Source organism: Pseudomonas sp. nanlin1, assembly GCF_045571515.1.
Lineage (GTDB): Bacteria > Pseudomonadota > Gammaproteobacteria > Pseudomonadales > Pseudomonadaceae > Aquipseudomonas.
In genome coordinates this window covers 1,645,465-1,665,784 of sequence record NZ_CP124218.1, presented here as the reverse complement: position 1 = coordinate 1,665,784, position 20,320 = coordinate 1,645,465, and the positions used below count along the sequence as shown (strand labels likewise).

General features: G+C 59.6%; 17 protein-coding genes. 4 read left to right on the top strand and 13 right to left on the bottom strand.

Annotation, left to right across the window (positions count from 1 at the left end):
- Positions 1-84: 84 nt before the first annotated feature.
- From QCL65_RS07770 to mtnA, 11 genes are all read right to left on the bottom strand, one after another.
- On the bottom strand, positions 85-327 hold the full coding sequence (locus tag QCL65_RS07770) for a LapA family protein (protein ID WP_407315685.1): 243 nt from the start codon (positions 325-327) through the stop codon (positions 85-87).
- A gap of 24 nt (positions 328-351) precedes the next feature.
- On the bottom strand, positions 352-645 hold the full coding sequence (gene ihfB / locus QCL65_RS07765) for an integration host factor subunit beta (protein WP_043187734.1): 294 nt from the start codon (positions 643-645) through the stop codon (positions 352-354).
- A 118-nt stretch (positions 646-763) separates the two neighbouring features.
- On the bottom strand, positions 764-1,501 hold the full coding sequence (locus QCL65_RS07760; protein ID WP_407316731.1) for a metallophosphoesterase: 738 nt from the start codon (positions 1,499-1,501) through the stop codon (positions 764-766).
- 199 nt (positions 1,502-1,700) lie between these two features.
- Complete coding sequence (rpsA, locus tag QCL65_RS07755) at positions 1,701-3,389, bottom strand: 30S ribosomal protein S1 (protein WP_407315684.1); 1,689 nt, start codon at positions 3,387-3,389, stop codon at positions 1,701-1,703.
- Between the two features lie 120 nt (positions 3,390-3,509).
- Positions 3,510-4,196, bottom strand: a complete 687-nt coding sequence (gene cmk / locus QCL65_RS07750) for a (d)CMP kinase (protein ID WP_407315683.1) — start codon at positions 4,194-4,196, stop codon at positions 3,510-3,512.
- Positions 4,193-5,791, bottom strand: coding sequence for a prephenate dehydrogenase/arogenate dehydrogenase family protein (locus QCL65_RS07745; RefSeq protein ID WP_407315682.1), 1,599 nt, complete (start codon positions 5,789-5,791; stop codon positions 4,193-4,195). The genes cmk and QCL65_RS07745 overlap by 4 nt, the downstream gene beginning before the upstream one ends.
- Positions 5,784-6,893: a histidinol-phosphate transaminase gene (gene hisC / locus QCL65_RS07740; protein ID WP_407315681.1), complete on the bottom strand. Its 1,110-nt coding sequence runs from the start codon at positions 6,891-6,893 to the stop codon at positions 5,784-5,786. The genes QCL65_RS07745 and hisC overlap by 8 nt, the downstream gene beginning before the upstream one ends.
- A gap of 13 nt (positions 6,894-6,906) precedes the next feature.
- On the bottom strand, positions 6,907-8,001 hold the full coding sequence (gene pheA / locus QCL65_RS07735) for a prephenate dehydratase (protein ID WP_407315680.1): 1,095 nt from the start codon (positions 7,999-8,001) through the stop codon (positions 6,907-6,909).
- Entirely contained in the window at positions 8,001-9,086 is a 1,086-nt protein-coding gene (gene serC, locus QCL65_RS07730; protein WP_407315679.1) for a 3-phosphoserine/phosphohydroxythreonine transaminase, read from the bottom strand. The genes pheA and serC overlap by 1 nt, the downstream gene beginning before the upstream one ends.
- Positions 9,087-9,291: 205 nt before the next feature.
- Positions 9,292-11,910: a DNA gyrase subunit A gene (gene gyrA, locus QCL65_RS07725; RefSeq protein WP_407315678.1), complete on the bottom strand. Its 2,619-nt coding sequence runs from the start codon at positions 11,908-11,910 to the stop codon at positions 9,292-9,294.
- 317 nt (positions 11,911-12,227) lie between these two features.
- Positions 12,228-13,304, bottom strand: coding sequence for an S-methyl-5-thioribose-1-phosphate isomerase (mtnA, locus tag QCL65_RS07720; RefSeq protein ID WP_407315677.1), 1,077 nt, complete (start codon positions 13,302-13,304; stop codon positions 12,228-12,230).
- Positions 13,305-13,410: 106 nt separating this feature from the next.
- On the opposite strand from mtnA, the gene QCL65_RS07715 reads away from it, so the two are divergent.
- The 4 genes from QCL65_RS07715 to QCL65_RS07700 are packed head-to-tail and all read left to right on the top strand — an operon-like array spanning position 13,411 to position 16,924.
- Positions 13,411-14,745 carry a TRZ/ATZ family hydrolase gene (locus tag QCL65_RS07715; RefSeq protein ID WP_407315676.1) on the top strand — a complete coding sequence of 445 codons (1,335 nt, stop codon included), beginning with the start codon at positions 13,411-13,413 and terminating at the stop codon, positions 14,743-14,745.
- Between the two features lie 27 nt (positions 14,746-14,772).
- A complete protein-coding gene (gene ubiG, locus QCL65_RS07710) occupies positions 14,773-15,471 on the top strand; it encodes a bifunctional 2-polyprenyl-6-hydroxyphenol methylase/3-demethylubiquinol 3-O-methyltransferase UbiG (RefSeq protein WP_407315675.1) in 699 nt (232 codons plus the stop codon).
- A gap of 2 nt (positions 15,472-15,473) precedes the next feature.
- Positions 15,474-16,145, top strand: a complete 672-nt coding sequence (mupP, locus tag QCL65_RS07705) for an N-acetylmuramic acid 6-phosphate phosphatase MupP (RefSeq protein WP_407315674.1) — start codon at positions 15,474-15,476, stop codon at positions 16,143-16,145.
- 23 nt (positions 16,146-16,168) lie between these two features.
- Complete coding sequence (locus QCL65_RS07700; protein WP_407315673.1) at positions 16,169-16,924, top strand: YciK family oxidoreductase; 756 nt, start codon at positions 16,169-16,171, stop codon at positions 16,922-16,924.
- On the opposite strand, the gene QCL65_RS07695 is transcribed toward QCL65_RS07700, so the two are convergent.
- Both QCL65_RS07695 and QCL65_RS07690 read right to left on the bottom strand, forming a co-directional pair.
- Entirely contained in the window at positions 16,915-17,688 is a 774-nt protein-coding gene (locus QCL65_RS07695) for a TenA family transcriptional regulator (protein WP_407315672.1), read from the bottom strand. The two genes, QCL65_RS07700 and QCL65_RS07695, sit on opposite strands and share 10 nt — an antisense overlap.
- A 44-nt stretch (positions 17,689-17,732) precedes the next feature.
- Positions 17,733-20,195: an EAL domain-containing protein gene (locus QCL65_RS07690; protein ID WP_407315670.1), complete on the bottom strand. Its 2,463-nt coding sequence runs from the start codon at positions 20,193-20,195 to the stop codon at positions 17,733-17,735.
- Positions 20,196-20,320: the final 125 nt, after the last annotated feature.

The window sequence follows — 20,320 nt, the reverse complement described above, 5'->3', positions numbered from 1 at the left end:
GATCCTATTGTAAGTGACGGCAGATATAAGCCAACGCCTGCAGACAGAGACATTTATGGATTGAGCAGCTAAGCCCGGCTCACTTCAGACCAGCGCCTTGCGAAGCTTGCGTTTGCTTCTGAGCGCGACATACCAACCGAGCAAAGGCCCAATGGCCATGCCAATCAATAGTGCGATCAGCACCAATACCGAGACTGGCAGCGAGGGACCAGCCCAGCCCAGAATAACCAGAGCTACCGATTGCTGGTTTTCCAGCACGAACAGCAAGGTGACTGCGATAACGGCCAGCAGTATCAGCCCCAGTAACAGTTGTTTCAAATTACGCACTGCCCTCTCCTCTCACTGGCCCGGTCAAGCGAGCTCTTCGTCTTCGTTGACGCGATCGCGCAGCTCTTTGCCCGGCTTGAAATGTGGCACGAACTTTCCATCCAGGCTGACCGATTGCCCGGTTTTGGGGTTACGGCCTACTCGAGGCGCCCTGTAATGCAGGGAAAAACTACCGAAACCGCGGATTTCGATGCGGTCGCCGGTGGCCAGGCACTGGGACATTTGTTCAAGCATGGTCTTGATGGCCAGCTCCACGTCTTTGGACGAGAGCAGCCCTTGATGGGTGACAATACGTTCGATCAGCTCCGACTTCGTCATATTTTTCCCTTCTTTATCAAGCAGCTAGATCAGCGCTTGGAAGGTTTTAGCATGACGGGGGCGGTTTGAACAGGGTATAAATTCAGTTAAATGAAAAAACAATACACCGCGCAGAAAATCACGGAGCCCGCAGGTACTCAATGCTTAAAGGCTGATGGTTTAGGATCTGCAACCCGGTCAATCGACCATCCGACCAGGAGCAACCGGTGTCCAGATAGACCACGTTCCCTAAAGTATGAACGTCGGCGACTGACGTGTGCCCCAGGTATATAGCCTCCACGCCTGCTACTGGCGTGGTATCTCGGGCCTCTATTCTGCGCCGCGAATACAGGGCCAAGCGCGCCGCCTGCTGCTGCACCTCGTCGCCTTCACGGCCCAGCAGGTTAGCCCATACCTGCGCCCAACTAACTGGCTGACCTTCCAATACGGGCGGCTCGGCGTGGACTAAGCCAATAGAACCACCCTGAGGCTGTGCTATCTCGATGGCAAAAGGCAAAGAACGCAAAGCGACTGCTATGCGGGCTTGCTCTGCCTCATCGAGCTCCTGGAACCAAGCACCGCCGTTTTTGCAATGGCGGGGGATGTCGCCCGTACCGTCCAGGCAATCAATGATCATTTGCTCGTGATTACCGCGCACGGAGGCGAACCAGGGGTGAAGTAACCACTCGATGACCTGATTGGAATCAGGGCCTCGGTCGACCAGATCGCCCACGGCAAATAGCCGGTCCACCGCCGTATCGAAATTGACCTTGAGCATAAACCGCTCTAGCAATTCAAAGTGGCCATGAACGTCGCCCACCACGAAATCGCGGCCTGCGATATTGGCTTCGAATCGGCGACAAGGCTGGAGTGGCATCGGGATAGTCATGCTAGAGCGGTCTTTATGAGGATAGGTGTGAGGATAACCCAGTTCGAGGTCGTTGTATCGGAGGGGATAATGGCATATTGATTGCGCCGCAAGGGATCGGGGGCGAGCCCCGTCGCTACGCAGCAGTAATTTTATGGCAAAAAAAAGGGCAACCGAAGTTGCCCTTTTTCTAAATGGTCAGCAGAACTTAGTTCTGTTTTTCCATTTGTGCACGCAGCAGGTCGCCCAGGGTGGTCGGGCCTGCAGCGATGTCAGAGGCGGCTGGCTTGTCGCGCAGGCTCTGGATCGCTTCTTTCTCGTCTTCCACGTCTTTCGACTTGACCGACAGCTGGATCACGCGCGACTTGCGGTCGACGCTGATGATCTTAGCTTCAACTTCTTCGCCTTCTTTCAGCACGTTGCGCGCGTCTTCAACGCGGTCACGGCTGATTTCAGAAGCTTTCAGAGTCGCTTCAACGTCGTCGGCCAGGGTGATTACAGCGCCCTTGGCGTCAACTTCTTTGACGGTACCGCGAACGATAGCGCCTTTGTCGTTGATAGAGACGTAGTTGGAGAACGGATCGTCTTCCAGTTGCTTGATACCCAGGGAGATGCGCTCGCGCTCTGGATCAACCGAGAGGATGACCGTGTCCAGCTCGTCGCCCTTCTTGAAGCGACGTACGGCTTCTTCGCCCACTTCGTTCCAGGAGATGTCGGACAGGTGAACCAGGCCGTCGATGCCGCCGTCCAGACCAATGAAGATACCGAAATCGGTGATCGACTTGATGGTACCGGAGATCTTATCGCCCTTGTTGAACTGGCCAGAGAAGTCTTCCCATGGGTTCGACTTGCACTGCTTGATGCCCAGGGAGATACGACGACGCTCTTCGTCGATGTCCAGAACCATAACTTCCACTTCGTCGCCGACTTGTACGACTTTCGAAGGGTGGATGTTTTTGTTGGTCCAGTCCATTTCGGAAACGTGCACCAGGCCTTCCACGCCTTCTTCCAGCTCTGCGAAGCAGCCGTAGTCGGTCAGGTTGGTCACACGCGCTTTCACGCGGGTGTGCTCTGGGTAACGAGCCTTGATGGCGATCCATGGATCTTCCAGCAGTTGCTTCAGACCCAGGGAAACGCGGTTGCGCTCGCGATCGTACTTCAGAACGCGTACTTGGATTTCGTCGCCGACATTGACGGTGTCCGATGGATGCTTGATACGCTTCCAGGCCATGTCGGTGATGTGCAGCAAGCCATCGACGCCACCCAGATCGACGAATGCGCCGTAATCGGTGAGGTTTTTGACGATACCGGTAACTTGCTGACCTTCCTGCAGGGATTCCAGCAGAGCTTCACGCTCGGCGGAGTTCTCGGCTTCGAGGACGCTGCGACGGGAAACGACAACGTTGTTGCGCTTCTGGTCCAGCTTGATGACCTTGAATTCGAGCTCTTTACCTTCCAGGTGGGTGGTGTCGCGCACTGGGCGGACGTCAACCAGGGAACCAGGCAGGAACGCACGGATGCCGTTAACGTCGACAGTGAAGCCGCCTTTAACCTTACCGTTGATAACGCCCTTGACCACTTCCTCTGCGGCGAAAGCTGCTTCCAGAACGATCCAGCACTCGGCGCGCTTGGCTTTTTCACGGGACAGCTTGGTTTCGCCAAAGCCGTCTTCTACCGCGTCCAGCGCAACGTGAACTTCGTCACCGACCTTGATGGTCAGTTCGCCAGCGTCGTTGTAGAACTGCTCGAGCGGGATCACACCCTCGGACTTCAGACCGGCGTGAACGGTAACCCAGTCACCGTCGATATCGACAACGATACCGGTGATGATTGCGCCTGGCTGAAGATTGAGAGTTTTCAGGCTTTCTTCAAAGAGTTCTGCAAAGCTTTCGCTCATTTTAATTCCTGTAGATTTGGGCGAAACATACGCCCATCTGCCACGCTCCAGCCAACGTGGGTTTCGTTCAAGTAAAAGAAAGCCTGCGGGGCATTGACTGGGGGCCCGCAAGCTTCTTGGTCACCCGGCGAGGTCGCGGAGTGCGATCTCACTCATGATGCGTTCTAGCACCTGCTCGATGGACAACTCGGTAGAGTCCAACTGTATGGCATCGGCCGCCGGCTTGAGCGGGGCCACTGCGCGCTGGGTGTCACGCTCATCGCGTGCACGTATCTCATCTAGCAGACTCGACAGACTAACATCATCGCCCTTGCCCTTCAACTGCAAGTAACGGCGACGCGCACGCTCCTCGGCACTGGCGGTGAGAAAAATCTTCAGCGGCGCCTCGGGAAACACCACGGTGCCCATGTCTCGGCCATCCGCGACCAGCCCTGGCGCCTCGAGAAACGCGCGTTGACGCTGCAACAGCGCATCGCGCACTGCAGGCAGTGCCGCCACCTGCGACGCGCCAGCGCCGACCTTCTCGTTGCGAATCGCGTCGGTTACCAGGTCGCCTTCCAGAACGATGCGTTGCGGCTGCCCCTCGGTTGCCGCGATAAATTGCACATCCAGATGTGCCGCCAGGACTTTCAGCAATTCTTCATTGTCCAGTGCCACACCATGGTTGGCCGCGGCGAAAGCCAGCAGCCGATACAGCGCGCCGGAATCCAGAAGGTTCCAGCCAAGGCGCTTGGCCAGGATTCCGGCAATGGTGCCTTTACCTGAGCCGCTTGGCCCATCAATAGTTATGACCGCTGCAAGGTTCACGACTTACCCTCTTCTATCACTCGGATCCCGACCTGCTCGCATACACCGAGAAAGCCAGGAAAGGATGTTGCGACGTTCGCGCAATCATGAATACGCACCGAGGCCATCGCGCGCTGGGCAGCGAGGCTGAACGCTACGGCGATTTGAGGATCGCCATGAGCATGCACTTCGCCGCCGCCCAACGCGCCGCCATCGATAATAATGCCGCTGGGCGCGAGCTGGCATTTGCCGCCCAATGTCCGTAGCCCATCTGCCATCACTTGAATACGGTCCGCCTCGCGAGCCCAGGTTCTACGAGCGCCCTGCAACAATGTGCGCCCTTCGGCACATGCGGCAGCGACGAACAGCAATGGCAACCCTTCAGCAACGGCTACCGCCTGATCTTCAGTCACCTCGATACCCCTAAGCGGGGCCGCGCGAACATGCACGTCAAATTGCCCTACGGTTTGCCCATCGAGCAGACGCACATCGGCACCCATCAGGCCCAGGACCTTGACCAGCGCCTGCGCCGCACCCGACGCGACAACGCCCTGTAAACATACGTCGGAACCCGGCATGATCGCCGCCGCGACGATTAACGCGGCTTGGAGGCTCTGCTCAGCCTCCGTCAATTGCAATGCACCGACCCATGGGGCACCGGGCCCCGCCTGAAACACGATATCGGCGTGCCCCACTGGCTCGACGTGGGCGCGCCTTGCCAAAATTCGTCCAAAGTGCTCCCGCGCCATGCGCGCGCGGGTGAAGATTTCCAGCAACTGGCTGCCATCTTTGGCATCGACCGCGTCACGTAACGCGTCGAGATCACTGCGGTAGGTGTCCAGGGTACGCAGAACGGCGTCGCGATTGGCCAGAAAGATATCGTGCCACATCACTGGGTCACTGCCGGCAATACGCGTGAAGTCACGAAACCCTCCCGCGGCATAGCGGAAGATCTCCAGATTTTCATTACGTCGGGCCAGGGAATCCACCAAACCGAATGCCAACAGATGGGGCAGATGGCTGGTGGCCGCCAGAACTTCATCATGGCGTTCTACCTGCATGTGCTCAACATCGGCCCCCAGGGCTCGCCACAGTGCATCGACTTTTTGCAGCGCCTGCGGGTCGGTCTCCTCCAGAGGGGTGAGGATTACCTTGTGCCGCCGAAACAACCTGGCGTTGGCAGCCTCCACACCACTGCGCTCTGAACCGGCAATCGGGTGCCCAGGCACGAAGCGCGGCAAGCGTGGCCCGAAAGCCTGGCGCGCGGCGCGCACGACATTGCCCTTGGCACTGCCTACATCAGTCAGCGTAGCCTGCCCTAGATCAAGCGCAGCTAATTTACCCAGTAGGGTTTCCATCGAGAGGATGGGCACGGCCAACTGAATCACATCCGCCCCAACGCAAGCGGCGGCCAGGTCGGTTTCGCAGCGGTCCACCACGCCCAACTCGACGGCGAGCTGGCGCGAAGCAGCGCTCAGGTCGACCCCAACCACCTCGCGGCACAGGCCGCTTTCACGAACCCCTTTGGCGAACGAACCGCCGATCAAGCCCAAGCCAATCACTACCAACCGGCCGATTGTAGGCACCACAGGTTGCTCTGTGATGACATCAACCACGGGCTATGACCTTGCCTAAAGCATCCAGGAAACGTTGGTTTTCGGCGGGCAGCCCAATGGTGACGCGCAAGTGATTGGGCATGCCGTAGTTGGCCACAGCGCGCACAATGACGCCTTCGCGCAGCAAACCCTGAAAAATCGACGCCGCTTCGCGACCCAGGTCGACGGCCAGGAAATTACCCTTGGAGGGGATCCAGGTCAGCCCCAGGGCCTGTAAGCCGGCTTGCAACTGCTGCATGCCCTCCTCGTTCACCGCCCGACTGCGGGCCAGGTATTGCTGGTCGGCCAAAGCCGCGCAGGCCCCCGCCAAAGCCAGGCTGTTGACGTTGAACGGTTGGCGCACGCGGTTGAGTACGTCAGCGATCACCGGAGAAGACACCGCATAACCTACGCGCAAAGACGCCAGCCCGTAGGCCTTGGAAAAGGTCCGCGAGACCAACAGATTAGGGTGCTCGGCCAAATAATCCAAACCGTCAGGCAGCTCGCCACCCTGGGCGTACTCGATGTAGGCCTCGTCCAATACCACCAGTACATGGCTCGGCACGGCGGCGAGGAAATCACCCAGCGCCTCGGGGCCGAACCAGGTCCCGGTAGGGTTGTTCGGGTTAGCGATAAATACCACGCGGGTTTTGTCATCGATGGCTGCCAGCATGGCGGGCAAGTCGTGTCCCCAGTCCTTGGCTGGGATAACCCGCGCGCCTGCGCTGACGGCCTGGGTAACGATCGGGTATACGGCAAAAGCGTGCTCGCTGAACACCGCATTCAAGCCGGGCGCCAGGTAGGCACGGGCCACCAGTTCAAGGATGTCATTGGAGCCATTGCCCAAGGTCACTTGATTGGGTTGGACCCCGCACTGCTCGCCCAGCCTGGCCTTGAGGTCGAAACCATTGCCGTCCGGGTAGCGTGTCAGCTCGGCCAGCGCAGTAGTGATCGCCTGCAACACTTTTGGGCTCGGGCCGAGGGGGTTTTCGTTGCTGGCCAGCTTAACGATACCGGCTGGGTCCAGGTTCAGCTCGCGAGCCAGTTCGTCCACTGGCTTGCCGGGTACATAGGGCGAGAGCTGTTGAACGCCGGTCTGGGCCAGCGCGAGAAAATCGCTCATTTTTGCAAAACCTTTATAAAACCGCTTTGGGGTATGAGCCCAAGACTTTTAGGGCCACGGCTTCGTGGCTGATTTTTTCCAGGACGCCCTTGATCAGCGGGTCGTGCCGGTGGCCGCAGAAGTCGATGAAGAACACATAGGTCCATTTACCGCTACGCGAAGGCCGGGTCTCGATACGGGTCAGGTCGATACCATTTTCATGGAACGGCACCAACAATTCGTGCAGCGCTCCGGGGCGATTGCTCATCGACACGATGATCGACGTTTTGTCGTCACCGGTGGGTGGCACGGCCTGGTTGCCAATAATAAGAAAGCGGGTGGCGTTGTCTGGGCGGTCTTCGATTTTTTCCGCCAGGCGCTGCAAACCATAGAGCCCTGCAGCCATATCCCCGGCAATGGCGGCGGAATTCCACTCACCCTTGACCCGCTTAGCCGCCTCGGCATTGCTGGAAACAGCGATGCGCTCAACGTTCGGGTAGTGGGCATCGAGCCACTTGCGGCACTGGGCCAAGGACTGGGCATGGGAATAGATGCGGGTAATGCTGTCGGTCTTGGTGCTGTCGCCGATCAGCAGATGATGGTGAATACGCAGTTCGACCTCACCGCAAATCACCATGTCGTGTTCAAGGAAACTGTCGAGGGTGTGGTTAACCGCACCTTCGGTGGAGTTCTCCACCGGCACCACACCGAAATTCACCGCTCCGGCGACCACTTCACGGAAGACTTCATCGATGGCCGCCATTGGCTTGCTGATCACGGCGTGACCAAAATGCTTCATGGCAGCAGCTTGCGTGAAGGTGCCTTCAGGCCCCAGGTAGGCCACTTTTAGGGGATTTTCCAGGGCCAGGCAGGACGACATCACTTCGCGGAACAAGCGCGCCATTTCCTCATTGCTGAGGGGCCCCTTGTTGCGCTGCATAACACGTTTGAGGACCTGCGCTTCGCGCTCGGGGCGGTAAAACACCGGCACTTCGCCTTCGGCCAAGGCTGCCATTTTGACCCGTGCCACTTCTTCGGCACAGCGTGCGCGGTCGCTGATAAGCTCGAGGATTTTCTCGTCGAGCGCGTCTATACGGACACGTAAAGCCTTGAGTTCATGCTCGGACATCAGGCGTTTTCCTTTTCGAACTCCGTCATGTAACCCACCAGCGCCTCGATTGCATCGAGATCCAGGGCGTTATAGATCGAAGCGCGCATACCACCGACTGAACGGTGGCCTTTGAGATTGAGCAGGCCACGGGCATCCGCACCGGCCAAGAAGGCTTTGTCGAGGCGCTCGTCGGCGAGGCGAAACGGCACGTTCATCCAGGACCGCGCATTGAGCGAGATCGGGTTGGAATAGAACGAGCTGGCGTCGATAAAATTATACAAGCGGTCTTTCTTCGCGCGATTGCGCTGTTCCATGGCAGCCACCCCGCCCTGCTCCTTCAGCCACTGGAAAACCAGGCCGGAGAGGTACCAGGAGTATGTCGCGGGGGTGTTGTACATCGAGCCGTTATCGGCAGCGATCTTGTAGTTGAGCATGGTGGGGCAAGCGCTGCGAGCCTGACCGAGAAGGTCCTCGCGTACGATCACTACGACCAGGCCACTGGGGCCGATATTCTTCTGGGCTCCGGCGTAGATCAGGCCGAATTGTGAAACGTCCACTGGGCGCGACAGAATGTCAGAGGACATGTCTACCACCAGCGGTACATCCCCGGCCTGGGGCACCCAGTCGAACTGCAGGCCGCCAATGGTTTCATTGGAGGCGTAGTGAACGTAAGCGGCGCCAGGGGTCAGGTTCCACTCGTTTTGGCCAGGAATCGCCAGATAGTCGTACGGCTTGGCGGTGGCCGCGACGTTGATGTGGCCATAGCGATTGCCCTCGGCGATGGCTTTTTGCGACCAAATGCCGGTGTCGATATAGTCGGCAGTCGCGCCTTCGGGCAGCAGGTTCAGCGCAATCTCAGCGAACTGCTGGCTAGCGCCGCCCTGAAGAAACAACACTTTGTAGTTCGAGGGAATGGCCATCAGGTCGCGCAGGTCTTGTTCAGCCTGGGCGGCGATCGCCATATAGTCTTCGCTGCGATGGCTCATTTCCATGACCGACAGGCCTTTGCCTTGCCAATCGAGAAGTTCGGCTTGGGCACGCTGCAGCACAGCTTCGGGAAGCGCAGCGGGACCTGCGCAGAAGTTAAAGGCTCGGTTGCTCACATCCACTCTCGCTCTGCTTGAATTCTAGGTTGCTGGCTTGGGCTGTCGGGGGCTAGCCCCCTCGCTACAGGCCTGGGTTGCTGGCCGGGTGTCGGGGGCGAGCCCCCTCGCTACGGGCCTGGGTGACTGGCCGGGTTTCGGGGGCGAGCCTGGGTTCCTGGCCTGGGTGGCGGGGGCAAGCCCCCTCGCTACGGGGACGGTTTGGTTATACCTGAGCGTCATCCGTACCGTCGATGGCGGCATCGATAGTGGCATCCGCATCATCGACCAGCTCGCCTTCACCCTCGATTTCCGAAGGCTCTTGAACCCGTTCCAACCCGACCAATTTCTCGTCGCTGGCCAGTTTGATCAAGGTCACGCCCTGGGTGTTACGACCCAAGCTGGACACTTCATCGACCCGCGTGCGCACCAAAGTACCCTGGTCGGAAATCAGCATGATTTCTTCACCGTCGAGCACCTGTACCGCCCCTACCAAGCGGCCATTACGGTCGTTACTGACCATAGCAATTACGCCCTGACCGCCACGTTTGTATTCAGGGAACTCGCTGATCGCGGTGCGTTTGCCGTAGCCACGTGCCGACGCGGTGAGGATCTGGCTGCCTTCTTCAGGGATCAGCATGGATATCAACTTCTGCCCGTCTGGCAGCCGCATACCGCGCACGCCGCGTGCCGTACGGCCCATGGCGCGCACGTCGGATTCCTTGAAGCGGGTGACCTTGCCGCCATCGGAGAACAGCATCACTTCGCGCTCACCGTCGGTAATGGCAGCCGAGATCAGTACGTCGCCTTCATCCAACTCCAGGGCGATGAGGCCCACGCTGCGCTGGCGGCTAAACTGTTCGAGCGGGGTTTTCTTCACGGTGCCGTTAGCGGTGGCCATGAAGATGAAGTGACCCTCGGTGTACTCTTCCACCGGCAGCATGGTGGTGATGTACTCACCGTCGCTCAACGGCAGCAGGTTAACCAAAGGACGACCACGGGCGGCACGGGACGCCTCGGGGATTTCGTAGGTTTTCAGCCAATACACCTTACCTTTGCTGGAGAACAGCAGCAGCGTGGTGTGGCTGTTAGCGACCAGCAAGTGGGCGATGTAGTCTTCATCTTTGACACCGGTCGCCGACTTGCCTTTGCCGCCACGGCGCTGGGCCTGGTAAGTGGCCAGAGGCTGGGTCTTGGCGTAGCCGCTGTGGGAGATGGTCACCACGCGCTCTTCTTCCGGGATCATGTCACCGAGGGTCAGGTCCAGGCGCGCGTCGAGAATCTCGGTGCGGCGCACGTCGCCGTATTCGGCGCGGATCAGCTCCAGCTCTTCGCGGATGACTTCCATCAAGCGCTCGGCGCTATTGAGGATGCGGATCAGCTCGCCGATCTGGTTGAGGATCTCTTGATATTCCGCCAGTAGCTTTTCGTGCTCCAGCCCGGTCAGGCGGTGCAAGCGCAACTCGAGAATGGCCTGGGCCTGTTCAGGGGACAGGTAATATTTACCCCCCACCAGACCGTATTGTGGGTCGAGGTTTTCCGGGCGCGACGACTCGGCCCCGGCACGCTCGACCATCGCCACTACCGCACTGGACTCCCACGCGGTCTTGATCAGCGCTTCTTTGGCTTCCGACGGCGTGGGCGAGGCCTTGATCAAGGCAATCACTGGGTCGATGTTGGACAGCGCGACCGCCTGACCTTCAAGGATATGACCACGCTCACGGGCCTTGCGCAGTTCGAACACGGTACGCCGGGTAACCACTTCACGGCGATGGCGCACGAACGCTTCGAGCAGGTCCTTGAGGTTGAGGATCCGCGGCCGGCCATCGATCAGGGCGACGATATTGATACCGAACACCGCTTGCAGCTGGGTTTGCGCGTAGAGATTGTTGAGGATGACCTCAGGCACTTCACCGCGACGCAACTCGATGACCACGCGCATGCCGTCCTTGTCGGATTCGTCGCGCAGTTCGGTGATGCCTTCGAGTTTCTTTTCCTTGACCAGCTCGGCGATTTTTTCGATCAGCCGCGCTTTGTTCAACTGATACGGCAGCTCGGTGATGACGATCTGCTGGCGGCCGCCGACTTTGTCGATGTCTTCGACGATGGAACGGGCACGCATGTAGATACGGCCACGGCCGGTGCGATAGGCCTCGATGATCCCGGCGCGGCCGTTAATGATGGCGGCGGTAGGAAAGTCGGGACCTGGAATGAACTCCATGAGCTCATCGACGGTAATGTCGGCGTTGTCGATCAGCGCCAGGCAGCCGTCGATCACTTCGCCAAGGTTATGCGGCGGAATGTTGGTCGCCATGCCCACGGCGATACCGCTGGAGCCGTTGACCAGCAGGTTGGGGATGCGCGTCGGCATGACCGCCGGGATAAGCTCGGTGCCGTCGTAGTTGGGCACCCAATCGACGGTTTCTTTGTGCAGGTCGGCGAGCAGCTCGTGGGCCAGCTTGGTCATGCGCACTTCGGTGTAACGCATGGCGGCGGCGTTGTCGCCGTCGACCGACCCGAAGTTGCCCTGGCCATCGACCAGCAGGTAGCGCAGGGAGAACGGCTGGGCCATACGAACGATGGTGTCGTAGACCGCCGTATCACCGTGGGGGTGATACTTACCGATGACGTCACCGACCACACGAGCGGACTTCTTGTAGGGCTTGTTCCAGTCGTTACCCAGTTCACTCATCGCAAACAGAACACGGCGATGCACGGGCTTCAAGCCATCACGTGCATCGGGCAGCGCGCGCCCAACGATAACGCTCATTGCGTAGTCGAGGTAGGACTGCTTCAGCTCGTCTTCGATATTGACCGGTAGAATTTCTTTGGCCAGTTCGCCCATGAGAAGCCTGATTCCTTTTTCTGGTGAAACTTCGTCCCGCCCATAGAAAGGCGAACGAAGCCTGCCGCCACAGGCCTGTGCCCAGTAGCGACTTACGACAAATCAACGAGTTATGCCTCGGGGCCAGCCAACCGATACCAGCCAACTGGGCATCCCTGGAAAGCGCCGGATGTTACCACAATCGCCGCTGAGCACCTATCCCCTCTAGCCCTTGCGAGACCATTAATTGGCGGGCGAAGCGGCTTTGCGGCGCTCTGAGAGCCTTTAAAGGCCGCAAGGGCAAAGATCGAGGGCAAGCGCCCTGACTTTCCCAGGGATCAATGTAAGCGCTTGCGACACATCAGTTGGGCCAGTTTTGCCGTGTCGGGACGCTCTACGATGCCTTTTTCGGTCACGATCACGTCGATCAGATCGGCGGGCGTCACGTCGAACACCGGATTGAACGCATCGATGTTGCCGTCAATGAGCTTGCCGCCCACTTCCAGCAATTCGCTGCCCAGACGCTCCTCGATCGGAATGTCTTCACCACTGGCGATGGTCATATCGATGGTGGAGCTAGGCGCAACCACCATGAAACGCACGCCATGGTGCATGGCCGTCACGGCGAGCTGGTAGGTGCCTATCTTGTTCGCCACATCACCATTAGCGGCAATGCGATCAGCACCCACGATCACCCAGGTAATGCCCTTGGTTTTCATCAGATGGGCGGCGGCGGAGTCTGCGTTCAACGTCACCGGGATGCCTTCATTGGCCAGCTCCCAGGCGGTCAACCGCGAACCTTGTAACCAAGGCCGGGTTTCATCGGCATAGACGCGCTCGACCATACCTTCCAGCCAGGCGCCGCGAATCACGCCCAAGGCAGTGCCGAACCCACCTGTGGCCAAGGCGCCGGTGTTGCAGTGGGTCAGCAGGGTTTGCATGTTGCCTTGATGCCGACGGATCAGGTCGACCCCCAACTGAGCCATGGTCAGGTTGGCTTCGCGGTCGCTTTCATGAATGGCCAGGGCTTCGGCCTCCAGGGCCAGCACAGGGTCCTCACCAGCGCGCAGGCGCTTGATCCGGTCACGCATGCGGTCGAGCGCCCAGAAAAGGTTCACGGCCGTCGGCCGCGATTGCGCCAGCACGCGAAAGTCGGCATCCAGGGCCGCCTGCCAGTCGCCTCCAGCCGCCACCCGCAGGCGCGCGGCCAGGGCAATGCCATAAGCGGCGCTGATGCCGATCGCCGGTGCGCCGCGCACCACCATGGTATGAATCGCCAACGCTACGCTCGGCGCATCCCGGTAGGCCAACCAAGTCTCCTCGAACGGCAGCAGGCGCTGATCGAGCAGATACAAGGCGCCGTCTCGCCAATCGATGGCTTTCACTTTCTCTGCTGCCAACAGTCGATCGCGCATGACTCACCCCATAACTCTGACATCAAAAGCGGTCGATTATACCGCCCCCCCGGCGAGGACGCTCGGGTATACTTCGGCATCATCGACCAAAGCACTGGACTTCGCCATGCCCAACCGCGACACCGCTCTCGACCTCCTGCTCCTGCCCACCTGGCTGGTGCCCGTCGAACCAGCCGGTGTAGTGCTGAAAGAGCACGGGCTAGGCATTCGTGATGGCCTAATTACCTTTATCGGCCCCCGCGAGCAAGCCTTGCGCCTGCAGGCCGCGCAGGTCGTGGAGTTGCCCGGGCATCTGCTCTGCCCCGGCCTGATCAACGCCCATGGGCATGCCGCCATGACCTTGTTCCGCGGCCTGGCCGACGACCTGCCATTGATGACCTGGCTCGAACAACACATCTGGCCGGCCGAGGCCCGCTGGGTCGACGAGGCCTTTGTGCGTGACGGCACTGACCTCGCTATCGCCGAGCAACTGCTGGGCGGCATCACTTGCTTCTCCGACATGTACTTCTTCCCTCGGGTGGCCAGCGAGCGCGTGCACGAAAGCGGTATGCGAGCGCAAATCACCATCCCCGTACTGGACTTCCCCATTCCCGGCGCGCGTGACGCCGACGAGGCGCTGCACCTGGGGGTCGAGCTGTTCAGCGACCTGCGCCATCATCCACGCATCTCGATCGCCTTCGGCCCCCACGCGCCCTACACGGTAGGCGACGAGAACCTGGGGAAGATTCGCGTGCTGATCGACGAATTGGACGCAGCCGTGCACATGCATGTGCACGAAACAGCCTTCGAAGTGCAGCAGGCAACGGAGGCCACCGGTGAGCGCCCGCTCGCTCGCCTGGCGCGCCTGGGCCTGCTCGGCCCGCGCTTCCAGGCGGTGCATATGACCCAGATCAGCGACGAAGACCTCGCCCTGCTGGTCGAGAGCAATAGCAGCGTCATCCACTGCCCGGAGTCCAACCTGAAACTGGCCAGCGGCTTCTGCCCGGTCGAACGCCTGTGGCAGGCCGGGGTCAATGTAGCGGTAGGTACCGATGGCGCCGCTAGCAACAACGATCTCGACCTGCTCGGTGAGACCCGCACGGCGGCGTTGCTGGCCAAGGCGGTGGCGGGCTCGGCGACGGCGCTGGACGCCCACCGCGCATTGCGCATGGCCACCCTCAACGGGGCACGCGCATTGGGCCTGGACGCGCAAGTGGGGTCGTTGGAACTGGGCAAGGCGGCAGACATGGTTGCCTTCGACCTGTCCCGCCTGGCTCAGCAACCTATTTACGACCCGGTTTCGCAACTGATCTACGCCACCGGCCGCGACTGTGCCCAGTACGTCTGGGTGGCAGGCAAGCCGCTGCTGGAGCAAGGCCGCCTGACCCGTATGGACAGCGCAAAGCTCACCGCCATGGCGGCGGGCTGGGGCGAGCGCATCGCCGACCGCAGCGCGCACTGATTTTTCAAAGGTTTCCGAGGACACACCATGAGTAACGTCGACCACGCAGAAATTGCCAAATTCGAAGCCCTGGCCCATCGCTGGTGGGACCGGGAGAGCGAATTCAAACCCCTGCACGACATCAACCCGCTGCGCGTCAACTGGATTGACGAGCGCACCAGCCTGGCGGGCAAAAAGGTCCTCGACGTCGGCTGTGGCGGCGGCATTCTCAGTGAGGCCATGGCCCAGCGCGGCGCTAGCGTGACCGGCATCGACATGGGTGAAGCACCATTAGCCGTAGCGCGCTTGCACCAGCTGGAGTCCGGGGTGGAGGTGGAGTACCGGCAGATCACCGCCGAAGCCCTGGCCGACGAGATGCCCGCCCAGTTCGATGTCGTGACTTGCCTGGAGATGCTCGAACACGTGCCAGACCCAGCCTCGGTGATCCGCGCCTGCCTGCGCATGGTCAAGCCTGGCGGCCAGGTATTCTTCTCCACGATCAACCGCAATCCGAAGGCCTACTTGTTCGCCATAATCGGGGCCGAGTACATCATGAAGCTGCTGCCACGCGGCACCCATGACTTCAAGAAGTTTATCCGCCCCTCTGAGCTCGGGGCCTGGTGCCGGGGTGCGGGGCTGACGGTCAAGGACATCACCGGGCTGACTTACAACCCGTTGACCAAACACTATAAATTGTCCTCTGACGTAGACGTCAACTACATGATCCAGACCCTTCGCGAGGAATGAGCATGAAGCTCAGAGCGGTTCTATTCGACATGGACGGCACGTTGCTAGACACCGCGCCGGACTTCATCGCCATCTGCCAGGCCATGCTGGCCGAGCGTGGCTTGCCGCCGGTGCCCGATCAGAACATTCGCGACGTTGTCTCCGGTGGCGCCAAGGCAATGGTTGCCGCCACCTTCGGCATCTCACCGCAAGCTGCAGATTTCGAGGCCCTGCGCCTTGAGTTCCTGGAGCGCTACCAAGTCGGTTGTGCAGTGCACAGCCACCTCTACGACGGCATGGCCGAACTGCTGGTCGATATCGAGAAAGCCAACCTGCTATGGGGGGTGGTCACCAACAAGCCCGTGCGCTTCGCTGAGCCGATCATGCAGCAACTGGGCCTGGCGCAGCGCTCTGCCCTGCTGATTTGCCCCGATCATGTGACCAACAGTAAGCCCGACCCAGAACCGCTGACCCTGGCCTGCAAGATGCTCGACCTCGACCCCGCCAGCGTTCTATTCATCGGCGACGACCGCCGCGATATCGAATCCGGGCGCGACGCCGGCACGCGCACTGCCGCCGTGCGCTATGGCTACATCCACCCCGACGACGACCCTAGCCACTGGGGCGCCGACATCGTGGTCGACCAACCCCGCGACCTACGCAAGATGCTCGACCAGGCTCTGTGCGGCTGCTGAATCTACCCGAGGAAACCGGTTTTATGTTCGACTACAGCGCCCGCCCCGACCTTTTGGCCGATCGCGTCATTCTGGTGACCGGCGCCGGCCGCGGTATCGGCGCTGCCGCGGCCCTCAGCTATGCGGCACACGGTGCCACGCTGGTGCTGCTCGGCAAAACGCCCGCTAACCTGATGCACATCAGTGAACAAATAAAATTGGCCGGGTACGCCCAAGCGCTGGTTTTGCCCTTCGACCTGGAAACCGCTTTGCCCCATCAGTACGATGAATTGGCAGCCACGCTGGCTGAACGATTCGGCCGCCTCGATGGGCTGCTGCACAACGCATCGATCATTGGCCCACGAACCCCGCTGGAGCAGGTATCAGGTGAACAGTTCATGCAGGTGATGCACATCAACGTGAATGCCATGTTCATGCTGACCCAAAGCCTGCTGCCATTGCTGAAAAAATCCGCCGATGCATCGTTGCTATTTACTTCCAGCAGCGTAGGACGCAAAGGAAGGGCCTGCTGGGGCCCTTACGCGGTGTCGAAGTTCGCCACCGAGGGCCTGATGCAATCATTGGCTGATGAGCTGAAGGGCGACACGGCGGTGCGCGCCAACAGCATCAACCCAGGGGCGACGCGCACCAGCATGCGCGCCCAGGCTTACCCCGCAGAAGACCCGCAGCGCAACCCGCCCCCGGAAGACATCATGCCGGTCTACCTATACCTGATGGGCCCCGACAGCCAGGGCATCAGTGGCCAAGCATTCGACGCGCAAGCTGCGCGTCAAGCATAGGCGTCTTCGCGGCTGGCTTCGCGCTCCAACACCATGCACTCTTCGAGAAATAAGTGCATGCAGTCATAGCTTTTGCAGATCGCTTCACGCAGTTGGGCCTGCAACGCCTCAGTCGGTTGATTGCCGGCCAGGGTGCAGATGATTTCCAAGGCTTCCCATGGATGGCTGTCGTCGTATTGAGCGTGCATCTTCAACCAGCGCATTGCCGCACGGCGTCCTTCTTCGGGGAACAGGCGCTCGTAAACGTCGCTGGCACACACGACCGCAGACCATTCACCGGTCGCGCCCTCGATAGCGTAGTTGGTCGCGGCCATGGCCACCGCTAGGGAGTCGTGGTCGCAGCTGTACTCGCACCACTGGCTCAAGGCGTGTAGTTCAGGCGGTACTTGCTGGGCCTGAAGGTCGTCCAGGCTGACGCCATGGGCCTTACTCCAATTGACCCAATAATCGGCATGGTTAAGCTCGACGCGAATATTGCGCATCAACCAGCGCCGGGCCATGTCCTCACCAGGATGACGGGCGAAGCGCGTCTTGGTCAGGTTACGGGCCATGTACAGGGCAAACTGCTCCACCACGGGCCAGCCACCGATCAGGTACTGCCGCATGGTTTCCTGGCTCAGCGTGCCATCGCGCATTAGCCGATACAGCTCATGCTCAACGACCCTGCGCTTGCTCTCCGCGCAGTCGGCTACCAGCTTTTGCGCCCAGACCGGGTAGCTGGTGATCTCCATCAGCGGCCCATTACGTACGAACGTTTCAATCATTTAAGAACTCCTTGTCCCAAGCATATTGCGCCCTGCTATATACCTCAGCGGAAGGTACCCGGCGTACGAAAAAGCATCGGTTTGCGACGTACATCACGCTGCAGCAGACTGGAGGCGGCGAACACCTGAGGTCGCTCGATCAGGTAGCCCTGCGCATAGTCGACGCCGATTTCCATCAGCGCCTGTTCTATGAGAGGGGTCTCGACAAATTCGGCAATGGTACGCTTGCCCATGACATGACCAATGTGATTGATCACCTCTACCATAGCCCTGTTTATAGGGTCATCAAGCATATCCTTGACGAAGCTGCCGTCTATTTTCAAGTAGTCGACCGGTAAATGCTTCAGATAAGCGAAGGAAGACATACCCGCGCAGAAGTCATCCAGCGAGAAAAGACAGCCTAAGCCCTTCAAATCATTAATAAAACGAATGGCGCTACCCAGGTTTGCGATGGCGCTGGTCTCGGTGATCTCAAAACAGATCATTTCCGGAGGAATTCGATACTGCGCAAATTGCTGGTGCAGAAACCCTAAGAACTCATCGTCGCCGATGCTGCTACCCGACAGGTTGATCGCACACATCGCCAATGGGCCATGATGCCCCTCATCCATGCACTGGCGAATAATCTGGAAAACGTTCTGCACCACCCAGCGATCCAGCGAGGTCATCAAACCGTAGCGCTCAGCCGCGGGGATAAACACGGCCGGCAAAATGACCCGTCCGCCTTCATCGTTGAGCCGTAGAAGAATTTCGATGTGCCCGCCTGCACGCCCGTCGATCAAGCCCAGGGCGCAGATCTCCTGGGCGTAAAGACAGAAGCGGTTTTCTTCCAGCGCCATATGCAGGCGCTGAACCCAGGCCATTTCACCGAAGCGCACCGACAGCTCGGCGTCGTCGGCATGGTAGATCTGTACCCGGTTGCGGCCCTTTTCCTTGGCCATGTAGCAGGCCATATCGGCGCAGCGCAATGAGCTTTCCAAGGTGATGGGCGTGTCATTGAGGTGCACCATGCCAACGCTGATGGTGGTCACGAAAGGCCGACCTTTCCAGACGAAGTGCAGGTTTTGCACCAAATGCCTTAGGTTTTCGGCGATTTTTTCTCCCACTTCCGGCGAACAGTTTTCCAGCAAAATACCGAACTCGTCGCCGCCCAGGCGGGCCAATATGTCACCGTCGCGCAGGCCTGATTGCAGCAAGGTGCAGATGTGCCGCAATAATTCATCGCCAGCCGCATGACCTGAGGTGTCATTGACCAGCTTGAACTGGTCAAGGTCGAGGAACATCAGCGAGTGGGTCGCTGGCTGGCGCCCCAGTGAGGCAATAATGCTCTCCAGACGGGTCTCGAACTCGCGGCGGTTGGCCAGCCCGGTCAAGGCATCGTGGCTGGCCTGCCATGATAGATTAGCGATGTACTGCCGCTCTTGGGTCATGTCGTGCAACACCAGTACGGCGCCACTGATATTGCCATCGGTATTAATGGGGGCACCCATCAGGGTCACTGAAACAGTACTGCCGTCCAGGCGCTGGATCAGCTTGGCGTGCTCACTCCCTCCTTGTAGCTGCCCGGAGAGGATACGATCGATCAGGGTGAAACTGTCGCACTCGGCGTTTTCTTCCAGCACGTTGAACAAAGCCGCCAAAGGCAACCCGGCGGCCTGCTCGGCGCCCCAATGGCTCAGACGCTCGGCGGCAGGGTTCATGTAGGCGATGGCGCCATCGACGTCGGTGGTAATGACCCCGTCGCCGATGGACTCCAGTGTCACCTGAGCGCGCTCGCGCTCCAACTCCAGGGCGTGGGCCAAACCCTGGCGCTGCGACAGCAGTTTATCCGTGCGCCATAGGGCGATTATGATCAGCACCAAGGCCATGACCAGGTTGGCGTAGATCAAGGCGTGCAGAAGGAAGCGTGAGCCTTCTCCCAGCGCCAGGCTGAACTCGATGGCGGCCGGGGTCACGCCTTCGTTGATCGCCATGATCTCGCGCTTCCAGCGATAAACGTCCTGGTTGGTCACCGCGCCAGACGTCACCGTTGCGTGCATTTGCTTGGCCAATGCATCCAGTTCGACCAAGTAACGGTCACCCAGCGTCCAGCGCTCGATAGCTCGGGACATGTAGCTGACATCGCGAAAGTTAAGAAACAGCCAAATGACGCCGGCCGCATCTTCGGGGTCGTTGCCACCCTGCAGAATGCCCTTCTGCGCCAATTGCAAATCGGGCTCGGGGCGATCCAGGGCGATGCGCAGGTCGTGACCGCCCTGGGGAATGGCGATCGCCTGCTGGTAGCGCATGAATACATCCTGATCACGCGTATCGGCGTACAGGTTCAAGTAATAGATCGCGTCTTTCTGGCCCTTTGACCACAGGCTTTCGCCCGCCACATAGCTGCGCATGGCCGACAGTGCGTAGAGGCTCAGGCAGCCCATGACCACTAACACCACGACGACGGCGATGAATGGCCAGACAATTCCTAATAGCTTGGGCGATTCGATCGTCCACTTTAGCTTCATGAGATCCCTTGAATCGGCGACGGCTGACAAACATCCGATAAAACTGCTTTTCGATCGGCTAAGACTAGGCCAATAGTGTTAGAGAGATGAAACAGAAGGATCATTTCAATAACCCGGCATTGTGA